Here is a 19,669-nt window from a genome sequence, read left to right on the forward strand (position 1 = left end):
CACACACTGTGCCCGGGGAAGTTCTCGGCACTTCAGGGCGTTTTTGCCCACATATGGGAGGCGGCATGACAGAGACGGCGAGCGGCCCGGCACGGGGTTCCCGCAACAAGGGGACCAAGTCGACTGCGTCCAAGCAGGGCCTGCGTATCGAGCGCATTCACACCACCCCCGGCGTGCATCCGTACGACGAGGTGTCCTGGGAGCGCCGTGACGTCGTCATGACCAACTGGCGCGACGGCTCGATCAACTTCGAGCAGCGTGGCGTCGAGTTCCCCGACTTCTGGTCGGTGAACGCGGTCAACATCGTCACCAGCAAGTACTTCCGGGGCGCCGTGGGCACCCCGCAGCGCGAGACCGGTCTGCGGCAGCTGATCGACCGGATCGTCAAGACGTACCGGAAGGCCGGCGAGGACTACCAGTACTTCGCCTCCCCCGCCGACGCGGAGATCTTCGAGCACGAGCTGGCGTACGCCCTCCTGCACCAGATCTTCAGCTTCAACTCCCCGGTGTGGTTCAACGTCGGTACGCCCCAGCCGCAGCAGGTCTCCGCCTGCTTCATCCTGGCCGTCGACGACTCCATGGAGTCGATCCTCGACTGGTACAAGGAAGAGGGCATGATCTTCAAGGGCGGCTCCGGGGCCGGCCTGAACCTCTCCCGTATCCGTTCCTCCAAGGAACTCCTCTCCTCCGGCGGCAACGCCTCCGGTCCCGTCTCCTTCATGCGGGGCGCCGACGCGTCCGCCGGAACGATCAAGTCCGGTGGCGCCACCCGCCGTGCGGCCAAGATGGTCATTCTCGACGTCGACCACCCCGACATCGAGAACTTCATCGAGACGAAGGTGAAGGAGGAGGAGAAGATCCGCGCCCTGCGCGACGCGGGCTTCGACATGGACCTGGGCGGCGACGACATCACGTCCGTCCAGTACCAGAACGCCAACAACTCGGTCCGCGTGAACGACGAGTTCATGAAGGCCGTCGAGTCCGGCGGCAAGTTCGGGCTGCGCGCCCGGATGACCGGCGACGTCATCGAAGAGGTCGAGGCGAAGTCCCTCTTCCGCAAGATGGCCGAGGCCGCCTGGGCCTGCGCCGACCCGGGGATCCAGTACGACGACACGATCAACCACTGGCACACCTGCCCCGAGTCCGGCCGGATCAACGGCTCGAACCCGTGCAGCGAGTACATGCACCTGGACAACACCTCGTGCAACCTCGCCTCGCTGAACCTGATGAAGTTCCTCAAGGACGACGGCAAGGGCAACCAGTCCTTCGAGTCCGAGCGCTTCGCCAAGGTCGTCGAGCTGGTCATCACCGCGATGGACATCTCCATCTGCTTCGCCGACTTCCCGACCGAGAAGATCGGCGAGAACACCCGCGCCTTCCGCCAGCTCGGCATCGGCTACGCCAACCTCGGCGCCCTGCTGATGGCGACCGGCCACGCGTACGACAGCGACGGCGGCCGCGCGCTCGCCGGCGCCATCACCTCGCTGATGACCGGCACCTCGTACAAGCGCTCCGCCGAGCTGGCCGCCGTGGTCGGCCCGTACGACGGCTACGCCCGCAACGCCGAGCCGCACCAGCGCGTCATGAAGCAGCACGCCGACGCCAACGCCGTGGCCGTGCACGTCGACGACCTGGACAACCCGATCTGGGCCGCCGCGACCGAGGCGTGGCAGGACGTGATCCGGCTCGGCGCGAAGAACGGTTTCCGTAACGCGCAGGCGTCGGTCATCGCGCCCACCGGCACCATCGGCCTCGCCATGTCCTGCGACACCACCGGTCTCGAGCCCGACCTCGCCCTGGTCAAGTTCAAGAAGCTGGTCGGCGGCGGCTCGATGCAGATCGTCAACGGCACCGTCCCGCAGGCCCTGCGCCGCCTGGGCTACCAGGAGGAGCAGATCGAGGCGATCGTCGCCCACATCGCCGAGCACGGCAATGTGATCGACGCCCCCGGCCTGAAGACCGAGCACTACGAGGTCTTCGACTGCGCGATGGGCGAGCGGTCCATCTCCGCGATGGGTCACGTGCGCATGATGGCGGCCATCCAGCCGTGGATCTCCGGCGCGCTCTCCAAGACGGTGAACCTGCCCGAGACGGCCACCGTCGAGGACGTCGAGGAGGTCTACTTCGAGGCGTGGAAGATGGGCGTCAAGGCGCTCGCGATCTACCGCGACAACTGCAAGGTCGGCCAGCCCCTCTCCGCCAAGACCAAGGAGAAGGAGAAGGAGGCCGTCACGGCCAAGGCCGAGGACACCATCCGCACCGCGGTCGAGAAGGTCGTCGAGTACCGCCCGGTCCGCAAGCGTCTGCCCAAGGGCCGGCCCGGCATCACCACCTCGTTCACGGTGGGCGGCGCCGAGGGCTACATGACGGCCAACTCCTACCCGGACGACGGCCTGGGCGAGGTCTTCCTGAAGATGTCCAAGCAGGGCTCGACCCTCGCGGGCATGATGGACGCCTTCTCCATCGCGGTCTCGGTGGGCCTGCAGTACGGCGTCCCGCTGGAGACGTACGTCTCGAAGTTCACCAACATGCGCTTCGAGCCGGCCGGCATGACGGACGACCCGGACGTGCGGATGGCGCAGTCGATCGTCGACTACATCTTCCGCCGCCTGGCGCTCGACTTCCTGCCCTTCGAGACCCGGTCGGCCCTCGGCATCCACTCCGCCGAGGAGCGCCAGCGCCACCTCGACACCGGCTCCTACGAGCCGACGTTCGAGGAGGAGCAGCTGGAGGCCGAGAACCTGGCCCAGACCGCCCCGGTGCGGACGGAGACCCTGAAGGCGGTCGCCCCGGTCCAGGAGACCGAGAAGGCCGAGCCGAGGACGGCGCACACCTCGGCCGAGCTGGTCGAGATGCAGCTCGGTATCAGCGCGGACGCCCCGCTCTGCTTCTCCTGCGGTACGAAGATGCAGCGCGCCGGCTCCTGCTACATCTGCGAGGGCTGCGGCTCCACCAGCGGCTGCAGCTGATCGCTGAACGACGGGTGCGGGCAGGTCTTCTCCGGAAGGCCTGCCCGCACTGCTCGTACACGGCGCCTATGCGCCGAACGCGCGGCCGCCCATCGCCGCGGCGAACTCGTCGGGGTCGCCGTCGAAGCCCCGGACAGTGCCGTGGAAGTGCCAGCCGCCTGACTCGTCCCGTACGAATTCGGCCACGACGGCCGCGGTGGCGCCCCCGATGGAGGCGAAGTCGTCCTCCGCGAGCGTCGTGTACCCCTCGCGGACCTGGACCCGGGTGTTCTCTATGGCGCCGAACGTCTTCCGGCCGTCGCGCTGCTGGATGGCGACGCCGACGACGACCCGGGCATAGGCGGTGGACAGCCGGTCCAGCTCCAGCGTCATCACCTCGTCGTAGCCGAGGCCCTGGCCCGTCCTGCTGTCCCGGTCGAGCGTGATCGTGCCGTCGGGCGCCCGGCTGTCGAAGTGGACGAGGTACGCCGGACTACCGTACGGCTCGTCCGCCGGGTAGGTCGCCGCGATGATGTCGAGGTCGTTGGGAGCCTCGCCCCGGTCGCTGGGATCCCACTTGATCCGCACCTCGACCTTTTCGAGATCCTTGTTGGGAGTGCTCATCGGACTTCCCTCCTGCGCCCGGGGACGGCGCTCCGGTTCCGTCCCCCGATCATGTCCGCAACGTGCCCCGGAACCAACCGGATTGGGGACGAGCGGCTGAAACGGGCCAGGATCGGGCGGGAGACGGCCGGTTCCGGTGGACTCCGTGGGAGCGTGACCCACGCCACGCCCGACAGCCGTACGATGGCGCCGTGCTGGTCAAGTGGATTCGCTGCAGTGTGTCGGACCGTCGGGGTTTCGAACAGGGGCAGCGGAAGTGGGCGGGGCTGCTGGGTGAGCCGGGGTTCAGAGGGCAGGGCGGCGGCTGGAGCCGCGTCCGGCCGGAGGTGGCGCACGTCTTCGCCTTCTGGGAGAACCGCGTCTTCTACGACTCCTTCATGGCGCGTGGCCACGACGCCCTGGCCGCGAAGCAGTCCGGCACGTACAAGGACCTCCAGGTCAAGCTCTTCGAGTACCGCTTCGACGTGAAGACCGGTTTTGAACCGCGCTTCACGGACGCGGATGTGCTCAGGGTGGCCCACAGCCGCGTCCACGAGGACCGGGTCGAACACTTCGCGCTGATGCAGCAGCGGGTGTGGAACCCGGCGATGGCGGGATCGCCGGGGATGCTGCGGGGGGTCTTCGGCGAGGCGCCCGGGCACGAGTTCCTGGTCCTGTCCATGTGGCAGTCCAGCGCGGAACGCGGCAAATACCGGCCGGGCAGCGTGGACCGGCTCTCGCAGCGCGCGGGCACGGAGCAGGACGTGGCGGCGCTCGCCGGCGACGTGGTGCAGCTTGAACCGTCCTGGACGGTGTGACGGCCCCGAGCGGCGGGTACGGCGGCGACATGCACCGACGAATTCCGGACAGGTACTCGGACGGCGATGACTCGAACTAGTGTCGTTGTATGGCACGACCGCAACGAATCGTTCTTGTCCGGCACGGCGAGTCCGAGGGCAACGCCGACGACACCGTGTACGAGCGTGAGCCCGACCACGCGCTGAGGCTCACCCCAGCCGGGTTGCGCCAGGCCCGCGAGACGGGGGAGCGGTTGCGCGGGCTCTTCGGCGAGGAGCGGGTCAGCGTGTACGTCTCTCCCTACCGGCGAACCCACGAGACGTTCGCCTCGCTCGGCCTGGACTCCGGGCGGGTACGGGTCCGTGAGGAGCCCCGGCTGCGCGAGCAGGACTGGGGGAACTGGCAGGACCGCGACGACGTCAGACTGCAGAAGGCTTACCGGGACGCCTACGGGCACTTCTTCTACCGCTTCGCCCAGGGTGAGTCCGGGGCGGACGTGTACGACCGGGTCGGCGCCTTCCTGGAGAGCCTGCACCGCAGCTTCGAGGCCCCCGACCATCCGCCGAACGTCCTGCTCGTCACCCACGGTCTGACCATGCGGCTCTTCTGCATGCGCTGGTTCCACTGGTCCGTAGCCGAATTCGAGTCGCTTTCCAACCCCGGGAACGGGGAATCCCGGACGCTCGTGCTCGGCAAGGACGGGCGGTACACGCTTGACCGGCCCTTCGAGCGCTGGCGTACTCCTGAGCCCTACGGCATCTCCGGATAGAGTGGAAGCGATGACCGAATCCGCTTCCGACCAGCGCCTCGAACGCGCCCTGGCCAGCCTGCGCGGCCTGTCCGTGGGAGACGCCCTGGGCTCCCAGTTCTTCGTGCCCGCCAACTATCCGCTCCTGAAGGACCGGGCCCTGCCGGACGGGCCCTGGCAGTGGACCGACGACACGGAGATGGCCTGCTCCGTCGTGGCCGTACTCCGGGAGCACGGCCGCATCGAGCAGGACGCCCTGGCCCGGTCCTTCGCGCACCACCACGACTTCGACCGGGGCTACGGCCCGGCCGTGAACCGCATGCTGCGCCTGGTCCGCGAGGGCGGCGACTGGCGGGAGCTCGCCTCCTCCCTGTTCAACGGACAGGGCTCCTGGGGCAACGGTTCCTCGATGCGCATCGCGCCGCTCGGTGCCTGGTACGGGGACGACCCCGAGCAGGCCACGCACCAGGCGGAGATCTCCTCGTACACCACGCACCAGCACCGCGAGGCCGTGGTGGGCGCGATGGCCGTCGCGGCGGCCGCGGCCCTCGTAGCCTCACCGGCAGGGCCGCCCACTCCGGAGGACCTGCTGGACGGTGTCGTCGCGCTCGTCCCGCGCAGCGCCGTCGGCGCCGGGCTTCGGCGGGCCCGGGACATGCTCGACTACAGGGACGCGGGCACCGTCGCGGCGGTCCTCGGCAACGGGCGCCGTACCAGCGCGCACGACACCGTCCCCTTCGCCCTGTGGTCGGCGGCGCGGAGCCTCGGCGACTTCGAAGAAGCGTTCTGGGTGACGGCCCAGGCCGGTGGCGACGTGGACACGACCTGCGCCATTGTCGGCGGCGTGCTCGCGGCAAGCCCCGCGGGCGCCCCGCCGGCGCACTGGGCGGCCCGCACGGAGCCCCTTCCGGACTGGACGCCCTGCTAGGGCCCGTCTGACCATTCCCGCCTGCCGCGTGACGCCATGCACGCACTCTGACGCCGCCCGGCCGCCCTCCGGGCGACGACGGGAATGGTCAGACAGGCCCCAGCCCGCGCGGTGGTCCGGGGAGTCGCCGCACCGCGTCGGCCGGGCCGCGTCGCCGGGCCGCTGCTTCGACTGTCACGGTCCTGCCACAGCATCCTTCCGCACGGCTGACGGCTGTGACACGGGGATACTCTTTCGGCCACGCCGCCCTCGGTGATCATGACGACGGGTGCGCACCGATTGAGACGCCGGGGGGCCGCGCGCTGCCCAGGGCACGCGTGAGCGGACCCCGGTGGGGAGGGGTCCCGTGTCAGAAACACCGCCAGATTCACCCCGGCCCGACCCTGCGCCGGACCAGGCCGCCTCACCCCGGCCCACGCCGGACCAGGCCGACACCGGTCAGGGCGAGAGGGCGCAGGGGGTTCCCGGCCAGGCCACTCCCGAGCAGGTCACGTCCCAGCAGCCCGCACCGGAGCAATCCGCTCCGGAACTGGGCGCGTCGAAGCAGGGCGTCCCTGGCCAGGGCGCCTCCGGGCAGGCCACGCCGCAGCAGAGCGTTCCTGAGCAGGCGGGCCATGGACGGGCCGCGCCGCAGGAGGACGTGCCTGGGCAGGCGGGCACTGGGCGGGCCGCGCCCGGAACTGCGGCCGTGGGGGCGCAGGGCGGGCAGATAGCCCCGCCGGCCGCCGCCCCCCGAGCCATGGGCGGAGGTGGGGCGGGAGGCGGTACGCCCTCGACACCCGAACCGCCCAAGGTTCCTGCCTACGCTGCGCAGCGCCCCGGCGGCCAGGGACAACCGAGCCCCTGGGGCAAGCCACCCCCCTCGGTGACGACGCGGCTCCGGGCCGCGAAGCCTGGGCCCGTTCACCCCGGCACCCTCTGGGCCACCGTTGCGACGGCCCTGCTCAGCATGGCTCTGCTGGGCGACGGAATCGGTCTGAACCTGCTCCTCGTGGCACTGCCGGCCTCGGCCGGCGCCTACCTCTCCGCGAGGGAGGCGGGTCGCACGCTTCGTCCCTGGACCGCCGTGTGGGGGATCGGTGGCCTGGCGCTACTGGCCGTTCCCGCGCTTCGGGACGCCGGTTGGCCCACCTTCCTCGCGATGGTGTCCGCCCTGGCGCTCGGCTCGCTGGCGCTTCACGGCAGCCGGAGCTGGCTCGGCGTGTTCCTGGGTTCCCTCGGTGTGCTCACCTCCGTATACGAATCACTCGGCTGGGGCGCCCGCGGTCTGCGCGAGCGTATGTCCGGGTCCCGGGGCCGGTTCGGCGTCGTGTTCCGGTCCGCGGCCGCGGCCGTCGTCCTGCTCATCGTGTTCGGCGCGCTCTTCGCGAGTGCCGACGCCGCGTTCGCGGACCTGCTGGGCAGCCTGACCCCGGACGTGTCGGTCAGTGATGGTCCTTGGCGGATCTTCCTGGGCCTCCTCGGGCTGGTGGGCGCCCTCGCCGCCGCCTACACCGCCGCCGCCCCGGTCCGCTGGGACGGGTTGACGGTACGGCCGGGCAAGGCGCGCGGGCGGCTGGAATGGGCTCTTCCGCTGATCGTGCTGAATCTCCTCTTCGCGGCGTTCCTCACCATCCAGCTCACGGTGCTGCTCGGCGGATACGACAAGGTGATGGCCGAGACGGACCTGAGCTACTCCGAATACGCCCGCCAGGGTTTCTGGCAACTGCTCTGGGCCACCGTGCTCACGCTCGGCGTCATCGCGCTCGCCCTTCGCTGGGCCCCGCGCGGCGGCACCCGCGACCGCACCCTCGTCCGCTGTGTGCTCGGCACCCTGTGCTTCCTCACGCTTGTTGTGGTCGCGTCGGCCCTGCGGCGCATGGACCTCTACGTCGACGCGTACGGCCTGACCAGGCTGAGGATCTCCGTGGCCGCCGTAGAGCTCTGGCTCGGCGTCATCCTCGTCCTGATCATGGCGGCCGGCGTGTTCGGCCCTCGCCTGCTGCCGCGTGCGGTCGCGGCGAGCGCGGCAGTCGGCGTACTGGTCTTCGGTCTCGTCTCGCCCGACGGGCTCATCGCCGAGCAGAACGTCCAGCGATACCGCAACGATCACTCGATCGACATCGAATACCTCAAGGGTCTGTCGGCCGACGCCGTTCCCGCTCTCGACACGTTGCCCGAGCCCCTGCGGTCCTGTGCGTTGCAGGACATTCAACGCGCGCTCCGGGACTCCGACGAGCCCTGGTACGCGACGAGTTGGGGTGAATCGCGAGCCCGGGACATCCTCGGCGACTGGGACCCCGGCTTCCGCGCACTCGACTGCCGGGGACTGAGCACGGGCGACAACGGCGACGAGCGAGGTGGCGGGACGGACGACGTCTACGACCCGTACGACCCGTACTGATCCACCCGTGAGCTCCCCCGAGTTGCCGTCCGACACCTCATCCGTGCCGAACGTGCGGGCCGTTCCTCAGGGAAGGGCGGCCCGCAGCCGGTGCCCCGCTCCGCTCGACGTCCGTGGGTATCTAGACGGTAACGGGCAGCAACGCCAGGCCCGACTCGACGGGGTTGTAGGACAGAACGTTCTGTACGAACAGCACGATGAAGAAGAACATGCCGAACATGGCCGCAGCCGGGCTGAGCATGATCACGTACGTTCCCGAACGGTTGCGGTCGGCGAACCCCCGCAGGGGTGTGATCGGCTCCTTGGCCCTCATCTCGACGAACACGAAGGAAGCCGGCAGCAGCACCGCCGCTCCGAACGACGCGAGGGTGAGGCGAGTGCGGACTACTGATGTGCAGGGGAGCCAGGACCGCGATCAGGACGCCGATCGGCACATTGACGAAGAGGCCCCAGCGCCAGTCCAGCCACTCGGCGAGCATCCCGCCCGCCAGCAGTCCGATCACACCGCCACCGGCGGACCCCGCGGCGAAGACGCCGAACGCGCGGTTGCGCTCGGGGCCCTCGGGAAGGGTCGTGGTGATCAGCGCGAGCGAAGTCGCGCCTCCGCGTCTGTCCGGCCTCAGTACCAGAAGATTCGCGGAGGCGAACCGAAGCTGTTCGACGGAGAGAAGTGCATGGTCACTTCGTGATCGGCCGCCGCCGCTCGACAGCCGGTGGTATTCCTGCGCCGCCGGGGATCCGTGCCGGAACGCGCTTTTTCCGAAGCCACGCTGGAAGCGCTGAGCACGGTGGGCTGGAACGGCCTGACGATGGAAGGTGTGGCCGCCGGAGCCCAGAAGGGAAAGGCGGCGATCTGCGGGCGCTGGTCCTCCAAGGAGGAGCTGGTGGCCGAGGCGCTGCGCAGCGCGATGCCGGCTCCGGGGCGGGCCCCGGACTCGGGCAACGTCCGCGACGGCCTCTACCAGCTGTGCCGGGCATGCGCGACGCGATGCTGTCCACCTCCGGTTCGGCCCTGCGCTCGGTCATTCACGAATGCGACGCCGAAACGGCGGAACGCTTCCAGTCGGTGATCCTCGACGGAGTGATCCAGCCTTCCACCGACCTCATCAAGGAAGTGGTGAGCCGAGGCGTCGAGCGAGGCGAGGTCCGTCCGGGGGCCATGCAGGAACGATCAGGTCGCCGTGCCGTTCTTCTGCTCCAGCCCCCGCTGAGGGCCGTGCCCGGAGCCGTGTGTCGCGCGCCGTCCGGCGCGCGAACGCAGGGACGAGCCTGCGAGGGGCGCCCCGGGGTGTTCCTGCCGTCCCCTTCGGCGTACGCTGACAAACGCCATGCCGTACGAACCACCCACGCACACCGTCGAGCGCTCACTGCGCGCCACCACTGGTGCCAAGATCGTCGCCGGCGTCGACGAAGTCGGACGCGGAGCGTGGGCGGGGCCTGTCACGGTGTGCGCCGCGGTCACCGGTCTTCGCAGGCCCCCCGCCGGACTCACCGACTCCAAGCTGATCAGCCCCAAGCGCCGTGCGGAACTCGCGCCGGTGTTGGAGAGCTGGGTCACCGCGTACGGCATCGGTGACGCCTCCCCCCAGGAGATCGACGATCTGGGCATGACCGCCGCGCTCCGGCTCGCGGCCGTACGCGCCCTGGAGGCGCTGCCGGTCCGTCCCGACGCGGTGATCCTGGACGGCAAGCACGACTACCTGGGCAGCCCCTGGCGGGTCCGTACCGTCATCAAGGGGGACCAGTCCTGCGTCGCGGTGGCTGCGGCATCGGTGATCGCGAAGGTTCGTCGGGACGCCCTGATGGCCGAACTCGGCGGGCGGAACGGGGAGTACGCGGACTTCGCATTCGAGGCCAACGCCGGCTACCCGTCGCCCGTACACAGGGCCGCACTCGAGGAGCGTGGGCCCACCGCCCACCACCGCCTCTCGTGGTCCTACCTCGACGCGCTGCCCCGGTGGCAGCACCTCAAGAAGGTCCGTTTCTCCGCCGAGGCGGCCGCACTGGAAAGCGGGGGCCAGCTCGGCTTCGACTTCTGATCGCGCATATGTGCCCACCCGCCGATGCCCGTGGTATCGGCGTTTGATAGACAACCACCCATGCCTCTCATCCCCGAGGAGCCTCAGATTCACGAGAGCGCCCAGGGTCCCCGCGCCACCCCGGCCACCGGCCGCGCCGCGTCGACCCCTCGTCCAGTACCCGGTCCGCGTACAGCGGCCACGCCGCGCCCCGGTCGCCCGGTGCCCGGCCCTCGGCCTGCGCCCCCGGCGCAGCGCCAACACCCCACATCCGGTCAGCCCCGGACGGCGCCGCCGGAGAATCGTTCCGCAGCGCAGCTCCAGGTCATCCCCGCATCGGCCGACGGGGCGCTCGACGCCGCCGACGAGGCGGTGGATCTGCTGCTCGACTCAGGTCGCGCACCCGGCGACATCCTGGTGCTGACCACGGGCGGGCAGCACCCGTGGGCGACCCACGAGCTCTCCTTCGGTGAGGCCGCCTACTGGGCCCAGCTCGAAGCGGGCGACGACGTCTTCTTCGCCGCGGCCACGGCGGACCGGATCAAGCCCCGGCCCGTAGTGGTCGTCGCGGTCAACGGCCCGGCCGACGACGCGGCCGCGCGGGCGCTGGCCAAGGCTCGCGAGTCCGCCGGTGTGCTGCTGATCGTCTGCGGTGACCCGCAGCGGGTCAACGCCGCGCTCGGCGCCGGCGTCTGAGCTTCGTCGCCGGCGGGCCCGCGGCTGGTTCCGTCGCGGCGTGACCCGGCGGCTTCGGCGGCCCGGCTGTCCGCGAGGGCGGCCGGACCGCCGAAGCGTGTCCGGTCAGCGTGCGGCGGAACGGTGCAGTGCCTGCGCTGCTCCGCCGCCGGTGCGCGACGGGACCTGTTCGGAGGGCAGGGCGGTGTCGGCGAGGTCCGAAGGGTGCGACATGGAGTTCGGACGGCGACCGCCGCGCCCCTCGCCCAGCACCTGCCAGCCGCCCCGGGTCAGCGTGATGTACGCGCCGCACCGTAGTCCATGCAGTGTGCAGGCGTCCCGCAGCCCCCACATCCACGCTCCGTCCTCCTCCGTCCAACGCTCGTCCCCTTCGCGGCAGTAGAGCAGTACCGCGGTGCGGACGGGGGTACGGCGGCGCAGATCGTGCGGGATGACGCGGCGCAGATGCGCCAGCAGGGAGTTCCGGAACTCCCAGCCGTCGGCTGTCACGGAACGGCGGGCGAAAGAGGCGCTCGCCGTCAGACGCTCCTCGTGGTCCAGGACGGCGACCACAGCGGTGGCCGGGGTCGGCCGGTGCCTGGAGTGCAGGCCGCTGACCACCTCACGTGGGCTGCGCAGCAGGGGTATTCCGGCCGCTGCCCACTCTGCCGGTTCGAGCATTCTGGCAAGGCGGTTGGCGGAGTCGGCGGCTGTCGACATCGAAGTGGCTGCGGACGGAGCGAATCCGAAGGTCACGGTCCTCCCTTCGCATACGCGCCCACGATGCGGGCAGGGTCGGGTGAGGGCGCGCCGCAGCACAGCCCTTTCGGGCCCGCGAAAGGACCGTGCGGGGAGCGAGTCCAATTCTTCCTGGCGTATCGGCAGGCGGCAACGAGCAATTGGTGAGGCTGACGGTATTCAGCCGGAATGACACGGATATCCCTGCCCAGTCCGGCCCCGCCCGACGCTCCCGTCACGCCTGAACGGCGAGGACCAGCGGAAACACCGCCTCCGCCCCGGCCCGACGCAGCAGGCGGGCTGCCACGGCGAGAGTCCAGCCGGTGTCCGAGAGATCGTCCACGAGCAGTATGGGGCCGTCCACGGCCGCCAGGGCATCCGCGAGATCGGGCGCGACGACCAGCCTCTCGTGCAGGGCGCGGACCCGCTGGGCGCTGTTGGTCTGCGATATCCGGACGGCATCGGCGTCCGGCGCCAGGCCCACACACCCGAGGAGGGGCATCCGGCCCACTCCGGCGATGTGCCTGCCGAGTGATTCGATGAGCTGGGGTCTGCGGTCCGAAGCGATGGTGACCACACCGACCGGGCGGGAGACGGCGTCGGCGGCCCCAGGCGCCCAGCCTCCGGGGCCTTTGGCCCAGTCGGCCAGTACGGTGACCACGGCATCGGCCACGTCGCCCGGCACCGGGCCGTCGGGTGCCTGCGTCGCCAGTATCGGGCGCAGCCTGTTGCCCCACCCGATGTCGGTGAGCCTGCCCAGCGCCCGGCCGGTGCCGGAGCGCTCCGTCGCCGGAATCCTGCCCTTGAGATCGACACCCACCGACGCGAGCCCGGTCGGCCACATCTTGCGGGGCTCCACCTCCACACCGGCCCTGCGAAGCTCACCCTTCGCGGTGTCCAGAGCGGCGTCGGAGACTCCGACCTCGAACCGGCCGCCGGCGCAGTTGTCGCACCGCCCGCACGCGGTTGCCTCCTCGTCGTCGAGCTGACGGCGCAGGAACTCCATCCGGCAGCCGTCCGTCGTGGCGTAGTCGCGCATGGCCTGCTGCTCCGCGGCGCGTTGACGGGCCACCCACGCGTAGCGTTCGGCATCGTAGATCCAAGGTTCTCCCGTCGCGGTCCAGCCGCCCTTCACCCGCCTGACCGCCCCGTCGACGTCGAGTACCTTGAGCATGCTTTCCAGCCGAGCGCGCCGCAGATCGACCAGCGGCTCCAGGGCGGGCAGCGAGAGCGGCCGCCCGGCCTGCCCCAGCGCGTCGATCGTGCGCCGGACCTGCTCCTCCGGCGGAAAGCCGACCGACGCGAAGTACCGCCAGATCGCTTCGTCCTCCGTGCCCGGCAGGAGCAGCACCTCGGCATGCTCGACACCGCGCCCGGCGCGGCCCACCTGCTGGTAATAGGCGATGGGGGAGGACGGTGACCCGAGGTGTACGACGAAGCCGAGGTCGGGCTTGTCGAAACCCATACCGAGCGCGGAGGTCGCCACCAGCGCCTTGAGCCGGTTGGCCAGTAGATCGTCCTCCGCCTGCTGCCGTTCCGCGTTCTCGGTGCGGCCGGTGTAGGAGGCGACGGTGTGCCCGCACTGGCGGAGATACGCGGTGACCTCCTCGGCGGCCGCGACCGTCAGCGTGTAGATGATTCCCGAGCCCGGAAGGTCCTTGAGATGGTCCCCGAGCCATGCCAGGCGATGGGCCGCGTTGGGCAGGCGCAACACGCTGAGGCTCAGACTCTCCCGGTCCAGCGAGCCCCTCAGCACGAGTGCGTCCGCTCCGGAACCGGTACCCAACTGCTCCGCCACGTCAGCGGTGACCCGGGCGTTCGCCGTGGCGGTGGTGGCGAGCACCGGCACACCGGCGGGCAGGTCCGCGAGCATCGTCCGCAACCGGCGGTAGTCGGGCCGGAAGTCGTGGCCCCAGTCGGAGATGCAGTGCGCCTCGTCCACGACGAGCAGTCCGGTGGTCGCGGCGAGCTGTGGCAGCACCTGGTCGCGGAAGTCGGGATTGTTGAGACGCTCGGGGCTGACCAGCAGGACGTCGACCTCACCGGCGGCCACTTCGGCCTGCACGGTGTCCCACTCCTCCGTGTTGGACGAATTGATCGTGCGCGCGGTTATGCCGGCCCGGGCCGCCGCCGCGACCTGGTTGCGCATCAGCGCCAGCAGCGGGGAGATGATCACCGTCGGCCCGGCGCCGAGAGCACGCAGAAGAGAGGTGGCGACGAAGTACACCGCGGACTTTCCCCAGCCGGTGCGCTGGACGACCAATGCCCGACGCTTGTCCGCGACGAGCGCTTCGATGGCCCGCCACTGGTCCTCGCGCAGCCGCGCGGTGCCGGAGGCGTCTCCGACGAGTCGGGCCAGTATGGAATCGGCCGAAGCCCTGAGCTCTGTGCGGTCTGCGTTGGTCATGCCTCCCATGCAACCCGATGGTTCCGACAACCGCGAACAGCCGATCACCCCCTGTGGATAACTTATCCACAGGGGGTAGCGGGAAGTGCGCGGCCGCGAGACGGTCTGGCCATGAACAAGCACCCCGAATCAATCGGTCCCTCCGAGGAACAGCAGATCACCCTGCGAGGCCCGGCCGAGCTGGCCGACGCTCTCCCGTATCTCATGGGCTTCCATCCGAGCGACAGCGTGGTCATGGTCGCCCTGCACGGTGGCCGGGGCCGGTTCGGAGCCAGGCTCAGGCTCGGCATTCCCCCGTCTCCGCTGGAGTGGCCGACGGTTGCCGAGCAGCTCGCCGAATGCCTGATCAAGGGAAGCGAGCGGCGTGACGCCCGGCCCGACGCCATCGTCGTCTTCCTCTGCCAGGACCCGGTGGACGGCGAGACGGGCAGCCAGACCATGGAGCGCCTGCGGCCGTTCGCCCAGCGGTTGCGTACAGCGTGCGGAGCGCTGGACGTACCGGTTCTCGAAGTGCTGTGCATCTCGGGCAACCGGTTCTGGTCCTACGTCTGTCCCGATGCCCGCTGTTGCCCGGCGGAAGGAAACCTGCTGGCCATGCCCGGCACCTCGGTCATGGCGGCGGCGGCCACCTATGCCGGCATCCAGGTACGGGGATCGCTGCGCGAGATGGAGGCGAGGCTCACGCCGCTCACTCGCACATCGGACGATGCCCAGCAGCGTGCCCTGGACGCGGCGGGCAGCGCGATGGTGCCCCTGCTGCTCGACCAGGAACGCCGCCAGGAGCTCGCGGGTGACACGCTGAAGCTCGCAGGCCGCCTGATCGACCGCCTCGGGAAGGCGCCCGCGACGGCACCGTCCCTCGCAGACATCAACGACGACCGACTGATCAGCGACGAGGAGGCGGCGTCGATGATTCTCGGTCTCCAGGACAGGGAGACCCGTGACAGGGCTGCTGAGTGGATGGAAGGCCCGAAGGCGCTTGCCGCCTTGCGGCTCTGGCGGGCTCTGGCCCGCCGCTGCGTCGCCCCGTTTGAAGAACACGCCGCAGCCCCTCTCACCCTGGCGGGCTGGGTCTCCTGGTCGACCGGCGACGAACCGGCCGCGCGCGTCGCGCTGGGACTCGCTCTGCGCCTCGATCCGCATTACACCTTTGCGCAACTGCTGCACGAGGCGTGCAATCAGGGGCTCGACCCGGAGACGCTGCGGCGCTGCCTGCGCGGCGAGCGCAACATGCGGGCAGGCCGGCACGGCCGGCGTGCGGAACGGGTCGCGGGGGCCCGTCCCGCCCCGGTGAGGCCGGCCGGGAGGGCCCGGACGCGTCCCGGTTCGGCTCGGCCCGGCCCCGGCAAGGCGGACAGGCGGCGGCCCGCCCGGCCCGGGGCGCAAGGGCGGCGGGGGACCAGGACCGGCCGTTGATGCCGGTGCGGCGCCGGGCCCCGGCGCCGCACGCGGACCGGCCGTACGCCTCGCGTCGACGGAGGGATGCTTGGCCCGCGTTCTTCCGGACGCCCGGTAGCGGGCTCCGGAAGGCCGGTGAAGAGGCGCGGGGAAGGGAGTGTTTATCGTCAGGAAGACGACTATGATCGCGACATGCCGCCCTACGACCCGTCGACCTTTCCGCCGTTCGCCGTCACCGTCGACCTGGTGGTGCTCACGGTGCGTCGGCACGCCCTCTGCGCCCTGGTGGTACGTCGGGGTGAAACCCCGTTCCAGGGCAGGTGGGCCCTGCCGGGCGGTTTCGTCAGGGCCGACGAGGATCTCGGGGCCGCTGCGGCACGAGAACTTGTCGAGGAGACCGGCCTCTGCGCGCAGGATCCGTCCGCCCCCGCTGTCGGTAACGGCGCCCACCTGGAACAGCTCGCCACGTACGGGGACCCCGCCCGGGACCCGAGGATGAGGGTTGTCAGCGTCGCCCATCTGGCGCTTGCTCCCGACCTGCCCGCCCCCAGGGCGGGCGGCGACGCGAACAGTGCGCGATGGGCGCCCGTCGAGGACCTGCTCGGACCCGAGGGCGGCTACGCCCCGGACGGCGAGCACCAGGCGCCGTTGGCCTTCGATCACGCGAGGATCCTCGCCGACGGGGTCGAGCGGGCCCGGTCCAAGATCGAGTACTCCTCGCTGGCCACTGCCTTCTGTCCGCCTGCCTTCACGGTCGGCGAGCTGCGTCGGGTGTACGAGGCGGTGTGGGGCGTGGTGCTGGATCCCAGGAACTTCCATCGCAAGGTGACGGGTACGCCGGGTTTCCTGGTGCCCACCGGAGGGACGACCACCCGGCAGGGAGGCCGCCCGGCCCAGCTGTTCCGGTCGGGCACGGCGACTGTGCTCAACCCGCCGATGCTGAGGCCCGAGGTCTGAGGTCCCGCCCCTCCTGGGAGGAGCCCCGAGCCGCCGCGCAGCCCAGCTTGCACTGAAAGTCCTATATGTCGGGTTATCGTGCTGCGGTACTCACTCGCCGCCGGGCGGCTCCGCCTTCGCCGTCCCATTTCCTGCGAGAGAAGCGATGCTCCAGGCCATCGGACTCACCAGCGCCCCTACCCGTGGGCAAGCCCCCGCTGTGGACGACCTCACCTTCGATGCGGAGCCGGGGTGCGTCACGGCACTGCTGGGGGCGCCAGGTGCCGGAAAGACCGCGGCCCTGCGGTTGATGCTCGAACTGGAGCCGGGCCGGGGGGTCACCTACTACCGAGGCAGGCCGCTGCACCGCGTCCCGAACCCGGCCAGTGAGGTGGGGGTGGTGCTGGGGGACGTGCCGGGGCACCCTGCCCGCACCGTTCGAGGGCAGCTGCGCATGCTCTGCGCCGCGGCCGGTGTACCCGTCTCCCGGGCCGACGAACTGCTCGACGCGGTGGGCCTGACCGGGCTGAGGGATCAGCGCATCGCCACGCTCTCCCTCGGCATGGATCGCCGGCTGGCGCTGGCCTGCGCGTTGCTCGGGGACCCTCACACGCTCCTTCTGGACGATCCGGCGGAAGGCTTGGCGCCGAGAGAGGCCGACTGGCTGCACGGGATGCTGCGCTGCCATGCCGAGCGCGGCGGAACCGTGGTGTTCGCGACCAGGGACCCCAAGGAAGCGGCGCGCTCGGCGGGCCATGTGGTCACCCTCGACGGTGGGCGCGTGGTCGCCGACCAGGACGGGGCGGTCTTCTCCCGCACCCGCTTGCGGCCTCGTGTGGCGGTCCGCTCCCCGCAGGCCGTCCGCCTCGGCGCCATCGTCAGCCGGGAAGCGCGTGCTGCCCGACGATATGTGGAGGTCGTCGCCGAGGCAGCCGGCAACCGGCTCTCCGTGTACGGCAGCAGCTGCGCGGAAGTGGGCGACACCGCGTTTCGGCACGGGCTTCCCGTCCACCAGCTTGCCGACGAAGTGGGGGACATGCGTCCCGTAGGTGCGACCGATGATCCGGCCGGCCGTCATGCCGCCGACAAGGTCGACGCCGGTGCCGTCCGCGCGGCTCAGGACGAACGCGTCCCGGTGCGGCCGGCCGGAGCCGGCGGCCTTACAGCGTCGTCGCGGACAGCCGTCGGTGACAACTCCGGTGCCTCCTCCCGCTCCACGCGGTCCACCGCGCGGGGCGAGCTCCCGCCGCCGATCAGGCGGCGTCCGGCCCGGGGGCCGTTGCGGCCGGTGCGGTACGAACTGCGCCGCCTCTTCGGTGTGCGGACGACAATCGTGATCATGGCCGTCGTTCTCGCCACCTCGGTAGGTCTGTCCGTACTGCTGGGCCGTGACGGCCGCACCCCGCTGGCTCACATCATCGCGGCGTGGCCCTCGTTGCTGCCGCTTCCGCCTGCCGCACTCGGGGCCGGGCTTCTCGGAGCGCTCTCCTTCGGCGACGAGTTCCGCTATCCAGCACTCGCCGCCGGGCGGGGGACTGTGCCCCGCAGACTCGGACTGCTCTTCGCCAAGCTGGCGGTGTCCGGGGCGGTCGCCTTCCTGCTGGCGTTGCTCGTCGCGCTGGGCTCGGCTGCGACCTTGCGCGTCGTCTACGGCGGGAGCCTGCTCACCATCCCCTCGAACGTGGTGTCGTTGGCGGTGAGCTGGTCCGCTCTGACGGTCGGCTGCGCGTGGGCCGGGCTGCTGGCCGCCGGCATCTTCCGGGTGACGGCCGCGGGCATCGCCGCTGTGCTCGCCGTACCCGTGGTGATGGTGCCGCTTGTCGAGCGGATGCCGAAGGCGACGACCGTGCGTTCGATGGCTGGGCTTCCCGGCCGGCTGCGGGACCTGGCCTGGCTCCAGTGGCCGGGGGAGGTGGACCGGTGGATGCTGGCCGGCGCGCGGATCGTGGCGCATCCCGTGGGCGCGGCCCTGGTGCTGGCCCTATCGACTCTGACCTGTGCGTTTCTGCTCACCAGCCTTCGCGGGAGGGTTCGGTGGTGAGCGCGCGTCGTGACATGGGCGACGTCTCCGTGACCCGTTCGGCGAAACATCCTGTTTATACCAGTAAGGCGTCAATTGAGGGGCTGGTGCCGATCACCCTTTCGTGTGCTTTTCAGCAAAGACCTCAAGGGGCGGAGGGCGCCCGCCGACAAAGGATGCGTGAGTACCCTTGCGCACACCATGATGACCACCGCCCGCTCCGCCGATTCCGGCCTCGCCGGCCCGGGTGAACTCGACCGTTACTCGTACGCGGAGTCGCCGGCCGGCGAGCGCGCCGCCGCACGCTCCTGGGATGGGGCCGAAGCCGAACTCGGCCGGGTGGGCCGGCGGGGGTCGGCCAGTCGCGGCCGCGGGCTCCATGGCCAACTAGTTCAGCAGTTGGGGCAGATGATCGTCTCCGGCGACCTCGGCGCGGACCGCCCCCTGGTGCCCGAGGAGATCGGCCAGCGTTTCGAGGTTTCCAGGACCGTCGTGCGGGAATCGCTGCGCGTACTGGAGGCGAAGGGGTTGGTCAGCGCCCGCCCCAACGTCGGTACCCGGGTGCGGCCGGTCAGTGACTGGAATCTGCTCGACCCCGACATCATCGAATGGCGCGCCTTCGGCCCGCAGCGTGATGACCAGCGTCGCGAGCTGGGTGATCTCAGGTGGACGATCGAGCCACTTGCCGCCCGCCTTGCCGCAGGGCATGGGCGCGAGGATCTTCAGCAGCGTCTTGTCGACATGGTCGAGATCATGGGGCACGCGCTCGGTCAGGGCGACATGATCACGTGCGCCCGCGCCGACGCGGAGTTCCACTCCCTGCTGATCCAGGCCGCGGGCAATCGCATGCTGGAGCATCTTTCCGGGATCGTCTCGGCGGCGCTGCAGGTGTCCGGCGGCCCGGCCACTGGATGCGACCGGCCCAGTGAGGCGTCCCTCGCCCTGCACGCGCGCATCGTGGACGCCCTCGCGTCCGGTGACCCGGCCGGCGCCGAGTCGGCCATGCGCCAGTTGCTGGTCGGGCACCACGAGGCGGAACGCGTGGTGCCGGCGCCGCGCGAGCACTGAC

At 70.6% G+C, this 19,669-nt stretch carries 15 protein-coding genes and 2 pseudogenes; 12 read left to right on the forward strand and 5 right to left on the reverse strand.

All coding sequences use genetic code 11. The features are described from left to right. Nucleotides 1-65 precede the first annotated feature (65 nt). Nucleotides 66-2,969 carry a vitamin B12-dependent ribonucleotide reductase gene (locus ACN6LM_RS00060; RefSeq protein WP_445063163.1) on the forward strand — a complete coding sequence of 968 codons (2,904 nt, stop codon included), beginning with the start codon at nucleotides 66-68 and terminating at the stop codon, nucleotides 2,967-2,969. Nucleotides 2,970-3,035: 66 nt separating this feature from the next. Here ACN6LM_RS00060 and ACN6LM_RS00065 read toward each other — a convergent pair whose 3' ends face one another. Beyond that, complete coding sequence (locus ACN6LM_RS00065; RefSeq protein WP_445063164.1) at nucleotides 3,036-3,572, reverse strand: TerD family protein; 537 nt, start codon at nucleotides 3,570-3,572, stop codon at nucleotides 3,036-3,038. Nucleotides 3,573-3,763: 191 nt separating this feature from the next. Between ACN6LM_RS00065 and ACN6LM_RS00070 the strand changes: the two genes are divergently transcribed. The 4 genes from ACN6LM_RS00070 (at nucleotide 3,764) to ACN6LM_RS00085 (ending at nucleotide 8,408) form a co-directional block, all read left to right on the forward strand. Next, nucleotides 3,764-4,369 carry a YdbC family protein gene (locus tag ACN6LM_RS00070; protein WP_445063165.1) on the forward strand — a complete coding sequence of 202 codons (606 nt, stop codon included), beginning with the start codon at nucleotides 3,764-3,766 and terminating at the stop codon, nucleotides 4,367-4,369. A gap of 89 nt (nucleotides 4,370-4,458) precedes the next feature. Continuing rightward, entirely contained in the window at nucleotides 4,459-5,118 is a 660-nt protein-coding gene (locus ACN6LM_RS00075) for a histidine phosphatase family protein (RefSeq protein ID WP_445063166.1), read from the forward strand. Nucleotides 5,119-5,128: 10 nt separating this feature from the next. Further along, a complete protein-coding gene (locus ACN6LM_RS00080) occupies nucleotides 5,129-6,025 on the forward strand; it encodes an ADP-ribosylglycohydrolase family protein (RefSeq protein WP_445063167.1) in 897 nt (298 codons plus the stop codon). A gap of 865 nt (nucleotides 6,026-6,890) precedes the next feature. Continuing rightward, nucleotides 6,891-8,408 (forward strand): DUF4153 domain-containing protein, encoded by a 1,518-nt coding sequence (locus tag ACN6LM_RS00085; RefSeq protein ID WP_445063168.1) that lies wholly within the window; start codon nucleotides 6,891-6,893, stop codon nucleotides 8,406-8,408. 124 nt (nucleotides 8,409-8,532) lie between these two features. Here ACN6LM_RS00085 and ACN6LM_RS00090 read toward each other — a convergent pair. Both ACN6LM_RS00090 and ACN6LM_RS00095 read right to left on the reverse strand, forming a co-directional pair. Then, nucleotides 8,533-9,013, reverse strand: a pseudogene (locus ACN6LM_RS00090) (MFS transporter); the annotation flags it as partial. Nucleotides 9,014-9,027: 14 nt separating this feature from the next. Further along, complete coding sequence (locus ACN6LM_RS00095; RefSeq protein ID WP_445063369.1) at nucleotides 9,028-9,282, reverse strand: hypothetical protein; 255 nt, start codon at nucleotides 9,280-9,282, stop codon at nucleotides 9,028-9,030. Here ACN6LM_RS00095 and ACN6LM_RS00100 point away from each other — a divergent pair. From ACN6LM_RS00100 to ACN6LM_RS00110, 3 genes and pseudogenes are all read left to right on the forward strand, one after another. Beyond that, nucleotides 9,179-9,576 (forward strand): annotated as a pseudogene (locus ACN6LM_RS00100) (TetR-like C-terminal domain-containing protein); the annotation flags it as partial. The gene ACN6LM_RS00095 and the pseudogene ACN6LM_RS00100 overlap by 104 nt on opposite strands. Nucleotides 9,577-9,736: 160 nt before the next feature. Beyond that, nucleotides 9,737-10,447, forward strand: coding sequence for a ribonuclease HII (locus ACN6LM_RS00105; RefSeq protein WP_445063169.1), 711 nt, complete (start codon nucleotides 9,737-9,739; stop codon nucleotides 10,445-10,447). A 60-nt stretch (nucleotides 10,448-10,507) separates the two neighbouring features. Further along, nucleotides 10,508-11,122 (forward strand): hypothetical protein, encoded by a 615-nt coding sequence (locus ACN6LM_RS00110; RefSeq protein WP_445063170.1) that lies wholly within the window; start codon nucleotides 10,508-10,510, stop codon nucleotides 11,120-11,122. A gap of 105 nt (nucleotides 11,123-11,227) precedes the next feature. On the opposite strand, the gene ACN6LM_RS00115 is transcribed toward ACN6LM_RS00110, so the two are convergent. Together ACN6LM_RS00115 and ACN6LM_RS00120 are read right to left on the reverse strand one after the other, a co-directional pair. Next, entirely contained in the window at nucleotides 11,228-11,857 is a 630-nt protein-coding gene (locus ACN6LM_RS00115) for a hypothetical protein (protein ID WP_445063171.1), read from the reverse strand. A 217-nt stretch (nucleotides 11,858-12,074) separates the two neighbouring features. Next, nucleotides 12,075-14,246 (reverse strand): RecQ family ATP-dependent DNA helicase, encoded by a 2,172-nt coding sequence (locus ACN6LM_RS00120; protein WP_445063172.1) that lies wholly within the window; start codon nucleotides 14,244-14,246, stop codon nucleotides 12,075-12,077. Between the two features lie 111 nt (nucleotides 14,247-14,357). Between ACN6LM_RS00120 and ACN6LM_RS00125 the strand changes: the two genes are divergently transcribed. The 4 genes from ACN6LM_RS00125 to ACN6LM_RS00140 all read left to right on the forward strand — a co-directional run bounded on the left by ACN6LM_RS00125 (nucleotide 14,358) and on the right by ACN6LM_RS00140 (nucleotide 19,668). Continuing rightward, entirely contained in the window at nucleotides 14,358-15,662 is a 1,305-nt protein-coding gene (locus ACN6LM_RS00125) for a DUF4192 domain-containing protein (protein WP_445063173.1), read from the forward strand. A 174-nt stretch (nucleotides 15,663-15,836) separates the two neighbouring features. Then, nucleotides 15,837-16,601, forward strand: coding sequence for an NUDIX hydrolase (locus tag ACN6LM_RS00130; RefSeq protein WP_445063174.1), 765 nt, complete (start codon nucleotides 15,837-15,839; stop codon nucleotides 16,599-16,601). Nucleotides 16,602-16,746: 145 nt separating this feature from the next. Further along, on the forward strand, nucleotides 16,747-18,621 hold the full coding sequence (locus ACN6LM_RS00135; RefSeq protein WP_445063175.1) for an ABC transporter ATP-binding protein: 1,875 nt from the start codon (nucleotides 16,747-16,749) through the stop codon (nucleotides 18,619-18,621). Between the two features lie 180 nt (nucleotides 18,622-18,801). After that, nucleotides 18,802-19,668 carry a FadR/GntR family transcriptional regulator gene (locus tag ACN6LM_RS00140; protein WP_445063176.1) on the forward strand — a complete coding sequence of 289 codons (867 nt, stop codon included), beginning with the start codon at nucleotides 18,802-18,804 and terminating at the stop codon, nucleotides 19,666-19,668. Nucleotide 19,669: the final 1 nt, after the last annotated feature.

The sequence above is a fragment of the Streptomyces sp. SAS_281 genome (assembly GCF_052542855.1).